Source organism: Microtetraspora niveoalba (assembly GCF_001570405.1).
Classification (GTDB): domain Bacteria; phylum Actinomycetota; class Actinomycetes; order Streptosporangiales; family Streptosporangiaceae; genus Microtetraspora; species Microtetraspora niveoalba.
Genome location: NZ_BBYM01000005.1, coordinates 137,586 through 150,633, shown reverse-complemented (window position 1 = coordinate 150,633; position 13,048 = coordinate 137,586). Strand labels below are relative to the sequence as shown.

The following is a 13,048-nucleotide window of genomic DNA, read 5'->3' as shown; positions in this document are numbered from 1 at the left end:
TCAGCTCCCGCCGCCCGCGGCCGGCTTGACGACGACGAGCCGGTTCGGCTTCCAGATGACCTGCGCGGCGCGCAGCTCGGCGCGGACGTAGGTCATGTTCTTCTGGGCGTAGTCCTTGTGCTGGTTGAACGCCATCACCGACAGGCCCTCGCGGTCCAGCAGCGCGATCTGCCGCCAGTCGCCCAGGATGCACGTGCCCGGCGCCAGCCGCTGCGACAGCGCCCGCGGCCGCCCCCAGCTGGTGGCGGGACCTGAGCCGAACGGGCCCTGCCCCATGAACCGGTCGGTGGTGTCCTGCAGCAGGTCCCACGCCTCGTCGTCCTCCGGGCTCATGAGCACCGCGGTGACCTGCCCGCCGGGCAGCGTGGTCACCTTCGTGATCGCGTGCCGGATCGCCTTGACCTGCTCCATCGCGTCCGAGCCGGGGGTGTAGGTGACCTCCTGCACGCCGGTGGTGTGCAGGAGGCCCTTCGGCTCGCCGCCGGTTCCGGTGCCGTTCAGCAGCTTGTCCTCGACCACGTAGTCGAGGGAGTACGCCAGCTCGCCGTTCATGTACGAGGCGAACGCGGGCGCGTCCGCCAGGAGCTGGTTGGTGACGTCGTAACCGTCGGCGTAGGTGTACACCTTCGCATCAGCGATGGTGGTCTTCATGTCGCTGACGGGCTTGAGTGCTCCCTCGGCGACGATTGCCGCGTTGCGGGTGACCTCCGTGACCTGTACGTACTCGAAGTTGCCGCCGGTCTGGCCGCGGCTGATGAGGTCCAGGATGGTGAGTGCCTGCCGGTCGACCATGTCGACCATCGGCATCCGGATGGGCTGGATCCGCGCCACCGTGGTGTCGAGGGTGGCCTTGCGGCGGGCGAACCAGTCGTCCATCGTGCCGACCTTGACGCGGCCGATGTTGATGGGCGTGCCCTGGCCGACCCCGCCCGGGTGCGCCTCGCGGAACGCCTTGTACGCGGCGGACTTGGTGAACTCCTCGCCGAACGACCGGGCCATCTGCCGGTCGGTCCGGTCGGCCGTCTTCAGCCGCGGCACGCCCTCGTCATCGTCGTCCGGCGCGTCGGCGTCGGTGTCGGCGAGCTCCTTGAGCATCTTCTGGGACGCGTCCGCCTTGGCGATCTTCACCCGCAGGTCCTTGACCTGCCCGTCGAGGGTGGCGACCTCCTCCAGCTCCTCGTCGGTAAGGTCGCGCTCGGCAAGGGCCTTGGCCAGCTCGGACGCGCGCGCCAGCGCGGCCTTCAGCTGCTCACGCAGTGTCATGAGTCTCCGTCCGTGATCGTCATCAGGGTGAGCCGTGCGGCTGCCTGGGCGGTCCGTGACTGCGGCCGATCGGCGGACGACGACTTCGGCGCGCGGGCCGCATCGTCGTTGTCGGCGGCAGGCGGCTGGCCGGCGTCGCGCGCGGGGGTCTTGGTGGGCCGCGCGTCCAGGACGCCGGTGATGGCGTCCCGGGCTCGCGCGAGCCGCTCATAGTGGGCGTCGGCCAGCGTCCGGCCGCCCTTGACCGCCTCGGCCAGCGTCGCGGCCTTGGCGGCGAGAAGTTCGGTCTCCTGGTTCGCGCCCACCAGGCAGGGGCCGACCTCGTGCAGCCGGAGCTTGCGCAGCTCGTAGTAGCTGCGGCCCTCCTTCGCGTCGACCCACGCGCCCTCGTCGATGTCGTAGGCGAAAGAGAACTGGGTGACGCGGCGGCCCTTCAGCAGCCGGTACACCTGCGCGGCCTTCGCGTTGGTGTCCAGGTCCTCGATCTGGGCCTTCACCACCAGGCCGTCGACGGTCTCCTCGGCCTCCAACACGGTGCCGATGTGGCTGAAGGGGTCGCGCCAGTCGTGCGACCAGATCACCGGGATCGGGTCGCCCTTGGCCACCCATCGGGCCAGGTCATCGGCGAACGCGCCCGGCACGACGACGTCGCCGACGCTGTCGATGTTGCCGAACACCGACACGAGCGCGACGAACTGGCCCTCGGCGAGCCCGTCGGCGGTGCCGGCCGCCTTGATGCGTGCGGGACACTCCTTGGTCAGCATCACTCGCTCCTCGAGTAGGTCAGATGGCACCGGCAGCGCGCGGTCTCCTTGGCGCCGGCCCGCCGGTCCCCGGGCCAGCGCGCCCCGTTGCCGAACACGTCCCAGATCTCGACGCTCGTGCCGGACAGGGCCGCGTGCGTCGGCCGGCTGCTACGGCCTCGCGCGTGCCAGGTCTTGCGGGCCAGTCCGGAGGCCTTGGCGGCGTCGTGGCCACCGAAGCCACGGAACTCCGTGCTGGCGGTCAGCGCGTGCAGCGCGGCGACCTCCGCCCAACCGGCCAGCGCGTCGCGGATCGCCTGATCCCCCTGATCGGCCGCCTCGGCGACCCGGTCATAGGTGGCCTGCTCGATCTCCGCGGCGTAGGTGGCGGCGGCCTTGGCCAGCCACGCCAACATCACCTCGGCCGACCAGCCGTCCGCCTCCGGGTTCCAGCTCGTGAGGACCTCCCACGCGCCGACCTGAGCGAGGCGATACCCCCACGCCAGCACGAGCTCGGCCAGCGCCGCCTCGCGCTCCGCGCGCTCGGTGCCCCACACCTCCGCCAGGTCGTCGGCCGCCTTCAGCTCCAGGCGGCGGGTGAGCTCGGCGGCCAGGCCCTCCAGGTGGTGGGTCAGCGCGCGCTCGAAGGCGTCCCGCTCGGCCGCGAACGTCCCGAGATCGTCAGGCCTCGCCGCCTTGGCGAGGCGGCCCGCTTTTGGGGGCGGCGCCGTGTCCCTCGGCGAGGCGAGCCCGCCCACCGTGACGTTCAGCGGCACCACGAGCTCGTCAGCGTGCTCGATCGCCGGCAGGTTCGCCCGGGCCCGGGCCTCCGAACGCAGCATCCACGGCGCGCCCACCGCGCTCGACAGGACGCGGGCCTGCTCCTCGAAGCTGCCGCGGAGCTTGGCCTCGATGTTGGCCTCGACGTACAGTGCGCGGCCGCCGGCGAGATCGGGCGTCAGCATCGCGTTCAGGACCTGCTCGACCGCGACAATCAGCGGGCCGAGCGCGTCCCGGTAGAGCATCTGCCGGTACGCCTCGATGTTGCTGTAGGTGCCCGCGCGGGCGCCGACCAGCTCCGGAGCGATGTGGTACGCGCTGGCCACCTCGGCGTCGGTCAGCCGACGGCCCTCGAGGTCCCCGGTGTCGCGCGGCGAGAACGCATTGACCACCTTCATGGTCATGCCGTCCTCGAGCACCGGCACGCCGCCCTCGCGGCCGCCCTTACGGATGAAGGCGCGCATGCTGGAGACGAAACGACCTCGAGCCGTGTCGTCCCACGACGGAGCATCAGCCGGACGCTCGATCACCGCCGGCACCCGGGCCCCGTTGGCCCAGACGGCCCGCCGGTACTCCACCGCTTCGCGGGCCTCGGCGAGCAGGTCCCGCAGGGTCTCCATCGGGCTCGTGCCGTTCGCGCCGCGCTGGGAGTACCCGTGGTCGTAGACGAAGCCGTCCGGGTCGTGCTCGTCGTAGTGGCCCTCGCGCGTCCAGATCGCGATCTTGGCGACCTGGTCCAGGCCGTCGTCGACGAACCGGAAACGCCGCGCCGGCACGCGGACGAGCTGCAACACGCCGGTGTCGGTGATCTTCTTGGCGGCGCACCACCGGTCGTAGATCAGCCAGTCGGCCAGGAGCGCGTGCCAGAGCCGGAACGGCACCATGCGCGGCGCCGGCGCGGCGAGCAGCCGCGCGAGCGGGTGGTCGATGACCCGCTGCCGGTCGAGGTCACTCACCCGCTCGTACACGTGCAGCGGCACGCTGGCGACGTTGCGCGCGACGAAGTCGACGACCTTCCGGACGCTGGGTTGGGAGCGCCACACGTCGTAGGCGCATCCGTCGTCGGCCAGGTCTGTCAGCGGGTAACCCGGGTCGACCACGCGGACGCCGGCGGCTTCCAGGTAGCTGCCCAGCTCCCCGAGACTCTGGAACGTGCGAGCCATCACGGCACCTGAGCCCAGGCGATGCGGGCCCGCTCGATGACGACCAGGCCGTCGATCGGCGTGCGCCGGTCCCCGGCGACGAGGGCGGTCTCGCGCAGGGTCAGCGTGCGCCGGTCGGCGCGCTGCAGCACGCCGTCGAGCGTCTCGCCGTCCAGCTGCACGATCAGCCGCCGGCCGACATGCCGTCGATAGCCCACATCGGCCCCCTTCAGATCACGATCAGTTCAGCGTTCTCATCGGCGTAGGCCGACGTCTTGACGGGCTCGCGCACCATCGCCTCGGCCATCGCGGTCACCATGGCCGCGACCGCGTCGATCTTCTCCGCCGAGCTCGCCTTGTCCGGCTTGACGTTCTCGCTCGGGTCCATGGCCACCGCCAGGTTGTCCACGCACCAGCGGGCGACTGGGTTCCCGCCGTGCCGGACCAGCGGCTCCTCCGCGCTGCCCTTCAGCAGCAGCCGCTGCAGCTCCTTCAGCGGCGGCGAGAGCGTGATGAAGCCCTGCCGGACCTTGATAAGCGGGGCGCCGGCCGCGGCCAGGTCGTTGGTGAGCTGCGTCGCGTTCCACGGGTCGAACCCGACCGACCGGACGTTGAAGGCGGACATGTCCCGGTCGATCTGCTGCCGGATCCAGTCGTAGTCGGCGACGTTGCCCGGCGTGGCGGTCAGGTAGCCCTGCCGCACCCACACGCTCGCCATGCCCGCGGTCCGCTTATCAAGGGCCTCGAGGTTGGCCTCCGGCGTCCAGATCCGCCACAGCACGTCATAGCCGCCGGTGCCGTCGTCGGGGAAGAGCCAGCAGAGCGCGGACAGGTCCGAGGTGCTCGCCAGGTCGAGCCCGCCGTACGTCTCCCGCCCGGCCAGCGCCGCCTCGTCGACCAGGCCGGCGTTGCGGTCCCAGGACTCCAGGCTGATGTAGCGGGTTTCCTGCTTGGTCCGGATGCCGAGGTGCAGCCGCAGGAACTTCGCCAGGTCCGCCGGCGACTGCCGCGCCTCGGTCGCGGCCCGCATCATGTACGCCCGGGTCGGGGAGATCCCGTACCCCGGGTTGGCCTTGCGCCAGGTCTCCTCCTGGAATGGGGCCTCGCCGTACTGGTCCTCCCAGTCCGCGCACCACACCACGCCGTACGTGCTCGCGTCGGTGAGCACGCCGCGGGCGAGCTGCTCGATCCGGCGCCGCTTGCGGTCGTAGATCGTGTTCCGCTTGCCCTTGTCGGCCGTCGTGATGATCGCGATCAGCGGCTGCGTGCGTGAGCCGGTGCCGGTCTCAATCGTCTCGACGAGTTCGGGGTCCTTGTGGACGTGCAGCTCGTCGATCACGCCGCCGTGCAGGTTCGCGCCGTGCTGGGCGTCGGCGACGGCCGCGACGACCTCGAAGTAGCTGCCGGACTTCGGATGGACGATCCGCTTCTTGAACGGCTTGACGTGCTTCTTCAGCGCCGGAGCGCGCTCGGCAAGCTGCTTGATCGGCGCGAAGACGAAACCCGCCTGACGCTCGTTGGTCGCCGCAGCGACGACCTGCGCGCCGCGCTCACCATCAGCCGCGGTGAGGTAGATCGCGATCCCGCCGAGCAACGTGCTCTTGCCGTTCTTGCGCGGCAGCTCCACGTACAAGCTGTTGACGATCCGGACGTAGTCGCCGGCGTCGTCATCCCAGCGCACCCACCCGAACACCGGCGCGAGGATGTAGGCGATCTGCCACGGGTCCGGCCGAAGCGGCTGCCCGGCCCACTGCCCTTGCGTGTGCCGGAGCATCGAGAAGGAGACGAGTACCTTGTCGACCCGGGCCGGGTCGAACCGGGCGCCGGGCACGGTCCGCGGCTCCGGTGTCTTCCACCGCGGCGGGCAGTCCGGCAGCGGGATACCGCGCGACAGCAGATACCAGGCGACCTCGGGCGAGAGCTTGAGCCGCTCGAGCTCCTCGGCGTCCGGCAGCTCGACGTCGGCGTCAGGCGAACGGGTTGTTGTCCTCCTCGCCATCGTCGGCCCCCTTCGCCACCGCCCCCTCGCTCGCCGGGGTCAGACCGAACTGGACAGCGAACGCGCGCAGCTCCCGGCCGGCGGACCGGGCGATCGCCACCGCGGGATGCGCGAGCAGCCCCTGTTTCGCCTCGATGGTCAGGCCCTCGCGCTGGATCGTCCGGGTGGCCTCGACGAACCGCGCCCACGTCTCGCAGTACACCGCGAGCGTCGCGCGGTCACCTTCCTTGAGCAGGTCCAGCCGGGTCAGCTCCGGGGCGACACGCCGCCACTCCGCGCGGGCCTCCCGAGTGAGCCACGTCGGCGGCTTGGGTGGCAGCCGCCGGAACGCCGGAGGCGGTGTGACCTTGCGGCCGCCGGAGTCGCGCCCCTCGGAGGTGCCGTTCAGCAGCTTCAGCGCGACTGGCCGCGGGGTGCGACCCATGGCAGACCCCCTATCGCTGATTCTGACTGGGGAAAAGCGGAATTACCGCGCCGGTGTCCGTTCCTCCGGGCGCGTGAAATCCGAACTCCCCTTCCCCCGGGAGTTCGCGGCGGGCGCCCCTCGGCGCGGCGGCGCCGCTGCTGAACGTCGCTGCGCTGACGCTGACGAAGCAGCCGCTCGTCTGCGCGATGCTGATGCTTCGCCTTGCGATCGTTCAGCGCTGTGCGCGCGCACGCGCGCTGCGATGGTCCTCAGCCGACTTGAGCTGATGACAAGGCGCGCACAAGCTCTGCAGGTTGCGGTGATCGAATCGCGCGCCGCCGTCTTCGAGCCGCACGATGTGATCGACCTCGTCAGCTGGCGCGCCGCAGCGGCGGCAGGTGGGCTCGGCTCGCAAATGCTGTCCCCGGACCCGGCGCCACCGGCGGGTGGAGCCGCCCGCCCATGCACCCTGCTTGCCCTGCCATGGCTTGCGCTGATGGTCGCCGCAGCGGCCGTCGCGCTCGGCCAGGGCCGGGCACGGGGGCGACTGGGGGGCGGTGCACCGGGACGGGGGGCTGACCGGCACGGGGCCCTCCTCTCCAAGCGGGGCCCGCTTCTCCCGTCCACGGAGGGCCTCTGAGGGCTACGCCGCCCCCGGGGGGCGGCGCGGGTGAGGCGGCAGGGGCCGCCGACCCCTGCCGCCCTCCCCCCTGCGATCTCCGGATCCACTTCCCCATGTCCCGGAAATACGAAAGCCCCGCACTGGCGGGGCTGGCTGCGGGCATACGTGTGTCCGCGGATCTTCAGCATGACAGGAGTGATCAGGGGCCGCAAGTCGGCAGGCCAGCGGTACGATGGCGGCTGAAACTCCTCTCGGAGTTTTCAACCTGCGGACCGGCGAGGTTCCGAATCAGAGTGCCCTTTGGGGCGCTCCGCCTCGCCGGTCCTTTTGTCTGCAGATGCCAGGCCGAGGCTCAAGAGCGGGAGACGGTGGGGCCACCGCCCCGAGCTGGCTGCCCGGGGCGGTGGGGTGGCTCAGTCCTCGTAGGGTCGGAGCCGGGATTCCGCGAGTTGCGCGAGGGACGTGATCCTGCTGAGTGCGTAGGACAGCGCCTCCAGTCGCCACCGGTCACGGCCGACGACTTCCGTGATCACGCCCAGATCGTGGGCGGTCAGCCACTCCAAGAGCAGCTTGTCCATGATCGACGCGGTGAGGGAGTCCAGGGGAAGGTCCCTCACCGCGATCCTCGCCCGGTCGATGGCGGCGACGGCGACCAGTCCGTCCCAGTCCTCCTCGTCGATCGGGGGGAGTCCGATCGGGAGGGGGAGCCAGCCGAGCAGCTTGCCGATGAGGACGTAAGCCCCCAGCAGTGCGTGGCCCAGCGCATCGAGCGGGTCCTCGTGGTGGTTGTCCACCGTGTTCTCCTCTCTTGAGTTTTCAACCTGCTTGCCGGTTCGGGGTCCGACCCCCTTGCCGACATCTCCATTATGGCATAAACCCTTGCGATCCTGCAATAGTTTTGCCATGCTGGATTCATGAGTAACGAGAACCTCAGCCACTCCCACGCCATGCTCAACGCGGCCCGACGCGTCGCCGTCGCCCTCGGCTACGACGACAGCGAAGCCGCCCGTCTCGCCCACGAGCTGGAACAGGAAGGCCGCGAGGACTGGAACACCACCGATCTGCTGCTGCTCGCCCTGGCCGAGCTTGCCAAGCGCGAACCCGAACGGCGTGACCTGGTCGGCGCGGTCGAGGCGGGCGAGATCCTCGGCGTCACGCGGCAGCGCGTCCAGCAGCTCGCGCAGCGCCCAGACTTCCCGAAGCCGCGATACGAACTCGCGGCCGGGAAGCTGTGGGCGCGCGCGGACATCATCGCGTTCGACAAGCGGTGGGACCGCCGGGCCGGGCGGCCTCGAAAGGCGCAGTAAGCCCGGCTGGCTGGTCAGCGTCGCGGGTCGTTGAGCAGGGTGAAGCCGTTGGCGTCGTCCTCGGTGAGCCGGGTCACGGTGAAGCGCCGGCCGGGCAGCTCGTTGGCAGGGAGGCCAGCCTGCTCAGCGATCCGCGCGGCGGGCACCCGCAGCGGGGCCGACTTGGGGTGCAGGTCGGTGACGAGCTCGGCCTGGTCGCCGACCGTGAGCAGGACAAGGACAGTGCTGGTCTGGTTCGACATGGTCATGCTGCCTTTCTCGGGCGTGTGCGGAGGAGTTTGCAGGTGGGGTGCTTACAGTCTTTCGCGCAGGCCGGGCCGAGCACCGCGAGAGGCTCGGCACCGGTCAGGAGGTCCAGGACATCGCCGACCCGGTACAGCGGGCCACGCCTGCCGCGGCCGCGCGCGGCGAGGCGGCCGCGGTGTGCCCATTGCCAGATCCGGGCGGGGGTGACCTCGTACCCGAACCCGGTCAGTGCCCGCGCGATCTCGGTGGCGGTACCGAGGTGATGGGTGGCCTGCCGCAGCAGCCACGTCTCGCGCGCCGCGGTGTCGTGCGTGGCGTAGCAGGCACGGCACCGGATGATCGCCGAGCCGTGGCGGGCATACAGGTCGGCATCGCAGCCGCCCACGCCGCACGGTCCGGCGTACCAGAGGCTGGGCGGCCGGTCGATCGCGCGCCGCGCGAGCCGTACGGCCTCGCGGATCTCGTCGACGGCTTCATCGGCGGTGGCCCGGCCGAGGAGCTGACGCTGGTGGCGCAGCAGCCAGACGGCCATCGCTCCCGGCGTGGCATCGCGCCGAGGGGGGCGGCCGAGGCTGATGTAGGTGCAGGTCTGGTGCTCGCATCTGGCCCGGCAGATCGGGCCTGCCATCGGGCGGATGCCGTCGGCGAGGTAGTGCGTCCACCCGGAGAGCGCGCTGCGCAGGACGTGCCGAGCCTCGCGCGCTCGCTGGTCCCAGGGGAGCGCCGTCTCGGCGGAGCGGCCGCCCGCGCGGTCGCCGAACACGTTCTGCCGGGCGAGAGCACGATCGAGTTCCATGGTGAGGCTGGGCACGTCGGCCAGGTCCCGTAGCGTGCCAGCGGCGCAGGACCGGCACACTTGCAGGTGGCCGGGCATGGTGCCGCTGCATGTGGGGCAGTGCAGCCGCGGCATGGGCAGCTCCTCCTGGGTTCCTGGGGCCGTCAGCGGAGGCGGCCACCTCCCATGATCGTCTTCATGTGCTGTGGTCGCGGGCGCCGAATCTACGTCATCATGTCCTCCGGGTCTCCCCGTTGAGGTGGGCGGCGAGGCCTCCGACGGCGGCTTCCGCGCGGGCTCGGTCCAGGCCGACGGTGCCGATCAGGTAGCGGCGGTACGCGGCGTCGAGGTCGACGGCAGCGAGTACGGCGAGCACGTTGGCGGCGTGGTCGCGGGCGTCATCCGGGTCCCACTGGCCCACGAGGCGGCCCGCGACGTACACCTCCAGGTAGCCGACGCCTCGGTGGGCCGAAACGCAGGGCTCGAGCTGGAGGGGCGCAGTAATCGTCGCGGTGTGCGGGGGCCGGTCGTTGCGGAGGTCGTGGAGGGCCTGGGCGACGATCGCCTTCGGGAGGCCGATCTTGACCAGTTGGGCGACCACCGCGGCGTCGTGCTCCGCGCGGGTAGCCGCCGCGTGGACGGCGGCGGCGTAGCGGAGCGCCGCCTCGTGGTTCAGAACGCGGGATTGGTCGTCGTCGTAGTGGATGGCGACGACGTACGTGCCGTCCGGTAGCAGGTCGGACTGGACCCAGATGGCGGTCATGATCTATTCCTTCGGGGTTGGTGACGGGGCGCGCTCGACCCTGGCAATGTCAGGAACGAAGTCGCCGATCTGGAGTGCCCGGGTGCCGCCGCTGTGCCCATGACAGACGGCCGCCCACGCGCCGAGGGCCTTGTACCAGCGCCAGCCCTCGGACGGCTTGCCGTCCCCGTGGCTGCAGGCCCGTCCGCCGGTCGGCTGGGGTGGTAACCGACGCTCAACCATCGCCGCCCCTGGGCTGCTCGCCGAGCGCCGCGGCAACATGACTCATGGCGGCGTGCCAATACGCCTCGTCCCAGGTGGAGCCCACGACGGCCTGGTACTCGGCGACCGCCTCGTCGTAGGTGTCCGGACGCTCAGGCAGGTTGGCCAACGCGCGGACGCACGCGATGGCGTCCTCGGCCTCCTCGGCGAGCTGTAGTGCTGCGGCCATCTCGCCTTCCTGGACGACCAGTGCTTCACGGGCTTCCAGAGCGTCAGCCTCGGCCCGCTCGGTGCGGCGGTACAGCCACGAGTCGATCGTGATGTCGCGCTCGGCCACGGCACGGGCCTCGTCCCGCTCGGCCTCGGCTCGCTGGGCAATGACCGGTGCGGCGATCGCGAGCACCCGGGCCACGTCCCCCTGGCAGACGGCGCACTCGGCGTCGTACCGGTGCTCGGTGTGCGCTGTCCAGGGCCCGGAGCCCCATGGGTGGGCGAGGACGGCGCGAACGGCGGCAGCTACGGATGAGGTCACCGGTCACCCCCGGACGGGCGCTCCGGATGCCCCTCAGGCAGCCAGCGCAGCTGCTCGCGACGCCGCGCAGCGATTGGGTCCGGCGGTACGAACCCGGCTGGGAACCCGACAGTCTGTGGGGTGCCGTCGTCGTGGACGAACAGGACCGCGTGGAACACGCCGAGGCCGGGGAACTCCCTTGATCGCTTGGTCAGGCCGACCAACGTCTCGCCGTTCCAGACCTGCACCCGGTCCCCATGGCGGGTTGCGGTGATGCCGAGGTCTGCCCAGCCGGCGACTGACTCGGCGCCGCCGGTGAACGCGTCGCTGCCGAAGAACTCGGCCAGCTCCTGCCTGCCGAGGTTTCCTCTGTCTCCATTGAGCACGGCCTCCTCCACCTCCACGCCGGGCAGGTGCGCGGCCAGGGCCTGATCGGCCTCGCGTAGGACGAGCGCCAGGGTGCGCTCGCTGGCCAGGGCGGTGGTGGAGCCGCCGTCGCGGGTGTGGATCTGCTGTTCGTACTCGGTGCGGCGGCGGGACCAGTCGGTGCGGGCGCGGGCGACGGCGGCCAGGCGGTGCTCGGCGAGGGCTCGCGCGTCGCGCTGCTGGTCGAGCTCGGCGAGCAGGATCAGGACCTCCTCGCCGGGGACCATGACGAGGCGGCCGGCGGCTTGCCTCCGTTCGATAAGCGTTCGAATTCTGGTGGTTAGTTCAGGGGACATGGTCTCTCTCGTTGGTCAGCGTCGGGTCCGGCGCCGCGCGCTCGCGCGGCGTGCGCCGATCCGGACGACGTTGGTGGGGAGTAGGCCCGGTAGTTCGGGCTGCGCGGGCCGGAGCTTGGCGCATCCGGACTTGCGGAAGTGTGGCTTGAACGTGTGTTCGTACGGGCTCGGCGGCAGGGCGCCAGCGCCGTCCAGGGAACGGGAGATCCACCGGCCGAGCCCGTTCTTCATCACGGCCTGGTTGCCGTCGGCGCTCGGCTGGGCGTCGACGGCGAGCCGCTCACCGTGCTCGGTGCGGGTCCACAGGATGCGCTCGCCGCATCCGTTCGGGCAGGGCGTCAGGTCGTGGCGGGTGGGCCTCATGGTCGTCTCTCAGGAGGGTTAGCGGCGGAGCTCGGGCGCGACCGCGTCGAGCGCGACGTCGGCCATGGCTTCGAGGTAGGCGGGGTCACGGGTGAGCTCGGGCCAGGCCCGGGCGAGCGCCGCGGTGATGCCCGCCCGGGCGACGTCGTACGGGTCGGGCGCCGGGCCGCCGACGACGGTGGTCCGGATGCGGCCACACTGCTCGACCAGCAGGTCGCCGAGCTGCACGAGGGGCATCCAGCGGGGACGGTGAGAGCTCATCTGTGCTTGCCCTCCGCTCGCACGCGCAGGGCGATCGCACGGCAGGCCGCGGCGCCGCTGCCGCTGCGCGTCGTCAGGTCGGCCGGGGCGGGCGGGCCGTCCAGGACGGTGGACGGCGCCCGCCACGGGACGTGATCCGGCTCGGGAGCCAGCAGCAGCTGGTCCAGCCGCCACCGGGCGAGCGCGGCCGGGTGGTCGCCCTCGCCGACGCCCTGGAGTGTCCGGGCGAGTTGCCGCGTGTCGTAGCCCTGCATCAGCAACGCCATGACCCGCGGTGCGAGATAGAACGGCAGGTTCTCCCGTGACAGGACGCCGAGCGCCATGTCGCCGTACCTGGGCGGGTACCGGGTGGCCAGGGCGAGGACCTGGCCCGGGGTGAGCCACATGTCCCCCTGCTCCTTCGGTGCCGGTAACGGCGGGAGCTGGGCGAGGCGCCGCAGCTCCGCGACGGTGGCCACCACCGACGGCTTGTGATCCTCATCGTGTGCAGGGAAGGGGTTAACCGGTTCTATGTGCGACTTTTCGGGAGATGTTGCGACCTGGTCCTCGGCGGCGTTGCCGCTGGTCGCAACATGTGCGCCCTCTGGCGAGGTGGTGGCCTGCTCGGCGGCCAGGGCCGCGTCCAGCAGCACCCATGCCTCGTGATCGGCGGGCAGGCGGCCAGGGGTGTCGGTGACGACGATCAGGTGTTGCCAGCTCTTGCCGCTCGGGCGGCGGGCCTGCATCAGGTAGCCGGCCTCGGCGAGCTGCCGGTTGCCCTGGCGCAGCTCGCCGACGCTCAGGTTGTAGGACGCGGCCAGCTCCTCCCGGCCGATGCCGGGAGGAGGCGGGCACGTCAGGTACCGCACGAGGAGGCCGAGCGCGGCCGTGCCGAGCTGGACCGCCTGAGTCAGCGCGGTCAGGACATCGCCGTGCGGGATCGCCAGCACCGCGGTGCCGGTCAT

At 71.4% G+C, this 13,048-nt stretch carries 17 protein-coding genes; 1 reads left to right on the top strand and 16 read right to left on the bottom strand.

The annotated features are described in order from the left end of the window. The 8 genes from AWQ70_RS05260 to AWQ70_RS05230 form a co-directional block, all read right to left on the bottom strand. A complete protein-coding gene (locus AWQ70_RS05260) occupies window positions 1-1,263 on the bottom strand; it encodes a phage major capsid protein (protein ID WP_067171179.1) in 1,263 nt (420 codons plus the stop codon). Further along, a complete protein-coding gene (locus AWQ70_RS05255) occupies window positions 1,260-2,027 on the bottom strand; it encodes an HK97 family phage prohead protease (protein WP_067171176.1) in 768 nt (255 codons plus the stop codon). The genes AWQ70_RS05260 and AWQ70_RS05255 overlap by 4 nt, the downstream gene beginning before the upstream one ends. Further along, entirely contained in the window at window positions 2,027-3,949 is a 1,923-nt protein-coding gene (locus AWQ70_RS05250; protein ID WP_067171173.1) for a phage portal protein, read from the bottom strand. The genes AWQ70_RS05255 and AWQ70_RS05250 overlap by 1 nt, the downstream gene beginning before the upstream one ends. Next, the gene (locus AWQ70_RS05245) at window positions 3,949-4,146 is read right to left on the bottom strand and encodes a hypothetical protein (RefSeq protein WP_067171170.1); all 198 of its coding nucleotides are present in this window, start codon (window positions 4,144-4,146) and stop codon (window positions 3,949-3,951) included. Before AWQ70_RS05245 ends, AWQ70_RS05250 begins: the two co-directional genes overlap by 1 nt. Window positions 4,147-4,157: 11 nt before the next feature. Beyond that, window positions 4,158-5,927, bottom strand: a complete 1,770-nt coding sequence (locus AWQ70_RS05240; protein WP_067171168.1) for a terminase large subunit — start codon at window positions 5,925-5,927, stop codon at window positions 4,158-4,160. Next, entirely contained in the window at window positions 5,896-6,351 is a 456-nt protein-coding gene (locus AWQ70_RS05235; protein ID WP_067171165.1) for a phage terminase small subunit P27 family, read from the bottom strand. Before AWQ70_RS05235 ends, AWQ70_RS05240 begins: the two co-directional genes overlap by 32 nt. 214 nt (window positions 6,352-6,565) lie before the next feature. Beyond that, entirely contained in the window at window positions 6,566-6,919 is a 354-nt protein-coding gene (locus tag AWQ70_RS42355; RefSeq protein WP_084516538.1) for an HNH endonuclease, read from the bottom strand. 449 nt (window positions 6,920-7,368) lie between these two features. After that, window positions 7,369-7,749 (bottom strand): hypothetical protein, encoded by a 381-nt coding sequence (locus AWQ70_RS05230; protein ID WP_067171163.1) that lies wholly within the window; start codon window positions 7,747-7,749, stop codon window positions 7,369-7,371. Between the two features lie 120 nt (window positions 7,750-7,869). Between AWQ70_RS05230 and AWQ70_RS40405 the strand changes: the two genes are divergently transcribed. Then, window positions 7,870-8,262, top strand: a complete 393-nt coding sequence (locus AWQ70_RS40405; RefSeq protein WP_218004423.1) for a hypothetical protein — start codon at window positions 7,870-7,872, stop codon at window positions 8,260-8,262. 14 nt (window positions 8,263-8,276) lie between these two features. On the opposite strand, the gene AWQ70_RS05220 is transcribed toward AWQ70_RS40405, so the two are convergent. The 8 genes from AWQ70_RS05220 to AWQ70_RS05185 all read right to left on the bottom strand — a co-directional run bounded on the left by AWQ70_RS05220 (window position 8,277) and on the right by AWQ70_RS05185 (window position 13,048). Continuing rightward, window positions 8,277-8,510, bottom strand: coding sequence for a hypothetical protein (locus AWQ70_RS05220; protein ID WP_067171161.1), 234 nt, complete (start codon window positions 8,508-8,510; stop codon window positions 8,277-8,279). Then, the gene (locus AWQ70_RS05215) at window positions 8,507-9,418 is read right to left on the bottom strand and encodes a hypothetical protein (protein ID WP_067171158.1); all 912 of its coding nucleotides are present in this window, start codon (window positions 9,416-9,418) and stop codon (window positions 8,507-8,509) included. Before AWQ70_RS05215 ends, AWQ70_RS05220 begins: the two co-directional genes overlap by 4 nt. A 97-nt stretch (window positions 9,419-9,515) precedes the next feature. After that, window positions 9,516-10,046 carry a hypothetical protein gene (locus tag AWQ70_RS05210; RefSeq protein ID WP_067171155.1) on the bottom strand — a complete coding sequence of 177 codons (531 nt, stop codon included), beginning with the start codon at window positions 10,044-10,046 and terminating at the stop codon, window positions 9,516-9,518. Window positions 10,047-10,260: 214 nt separating this feature from the next. After that, window positions 10,261-10,779: a hypothetical protein gene (locus AWQ70_RS05205; RefSeq protein WP_067171153.1), complete on the bottom strand. Its 519-nt coding sequence runs from the start codon at window positions 10,777-10,779 to the stop codon at window positions 10,261-10,263. Then, window positions 10,776-11,480, bottom strand: a complete 705-nt coding sequence (locus AWQ70_RS05200; protein ID WP_157529895.1) for a hypothetical protein — start codon at window positions 11,478-11,480, stop codon at window positions 10,776-10,778. The genes AWQ70_RS05205 and AWQ70_RS05200 overlap by 4 nt, the downstream gene beginning before the upstream one ends. Window positions 11,481-11,495: 15 nt before the next feature. Further along, window positions 11,496-11,843 carry a hypothetical protein gene (locus AWQ70_RS05195; protein WP_067171147.1) on the bottom strand — a complete coding sequence of 116 codons (348 nt, stop codon included), beginning with the start codon at window positions 11,841-11,843 and terminating at the stop codon, window positions 11,496-11,498. Window positions 11,844-11,861: 18 nt separating this feature from the next. After that, window positions 11,862-12,104: a hypothetical protein gene (locus AWQ70_RS05190; RefSeq protein WP_157529894.1), complete on the bottom strand. Its 243-nt coding sequence runs from the start codon at window positions 12,102-12,104 to the stop codon at window positions 11,862-11,864. Next, window positions 12,101-13,048 carry a hypothetical protein gene (locus AWQ70_RS05185; RefSeq protein WP_067171141.1) on the bottom strand — a complete coding sequence of 316 codons (948 nt, stop codon included), beginning with the start codon at window positions 13,046-13,048 and terminating at the stop codon, window positions 12,101-12,103. Before AWQ70_RS05185 ends, AWQ70_RS05190 begins: the two co-directional genes overlap by 4 nt.

Bases quoted from the DNA above. Each gene is read 5' to 3' on its own strand.
- AWQ70_RS05185 (WP_067171141.1), bottom strand. From the start codon at position 13,048: ATGACCGGCACCGCGGTGCTGGCGATCCCGCACGGCGATGTCCTGACC.
- AWQ70_RS05195 (WP_067171147.1), bottom strand. From the start codon at position 11,843: ATGAGGCCCACCCGCCACGACCTGACGCCCTGCCCGAACGGATGCGGC.
- AWQ70_RS05240 (WP_067171168.1), bottom strand. From the start codon at position 5,927: ATGGCGAGGAGGACAACAACCCGTTCGCCTGACGCCGACGTCGAGCTG.
- AWQ70_RS05255 (WP_067171176.1), bottom strand. From the start codon at position 2,027: ATGCTGACCAAGGAGTGTCCCGCACGCATCAAGGCGGCCGGCACCGCC.
- AWQ70_RS05220 (WP_067171161.1), bottom strand. From the start codon at position 8,510: ATGACCATGTCGAACCAGACCAGCACTGTCCTTGTCCTGCTCACGGTC.
- AWQ70_RS05200 (WP_157529895.1), bottom strand. From the start codon at position 11,480: ATGTCCCCTGAACTAACCACCAGAATTCGAACGCTTATCGAACGGAGG.
- AWQ70_RS05235 (WP_067171165.1), bottom strand. From the start codon at position 6,351: ATGGGTCGCACCCCGCGGCCAGTCGCGCTGAAGCTGCTGAACGGCACC.
- AWQ70_RS05190 (WP_157529894.1), bottom strand. From the start codon at position 12,104: ATGAGCTCTCACCGTCCCCGCTGGATGCCCCTCGTGCAGCTCGGCGAC.
- AWQ70_RS05260 (WP_067171179.1), bottom strand. From the start codon at position 1,263: ATGACACTGCGTGAGCAGCTGAAGGCCGCGCTGGCGCGCGCGTCCGAG.
- AWQ70_RS05215 (WP_067171158.1), bottom strand. From the start codon at position 9,418: ATGCCGCGGCTGCACTGCCCCACATGCAGCGGCACCATGCCCGGCCAC.
- AWQ70_RS05210 (WP_067171155.1), bottom strand. From the start codon at position 10,046: ATGACCGCCATCTGGGTCCAGTCCGACCTGCTACCGGACGGCACGTAC.
- AWQ70_RS40405 (WP_218004423.1), top strand. From the start codon at position 7,870: ATGAGTAACGAGAACCTCAGCCACTCCCACGCCATGCTCAACGCGGCC.
- AWQ70_RS05250 (WP_067171173.1), bottom strand. From the start codon at position 3,949: ATGGCTCGCACGTTCCAGAGTCTCGGGGAGCTGGGCAGCTACCTGGAA.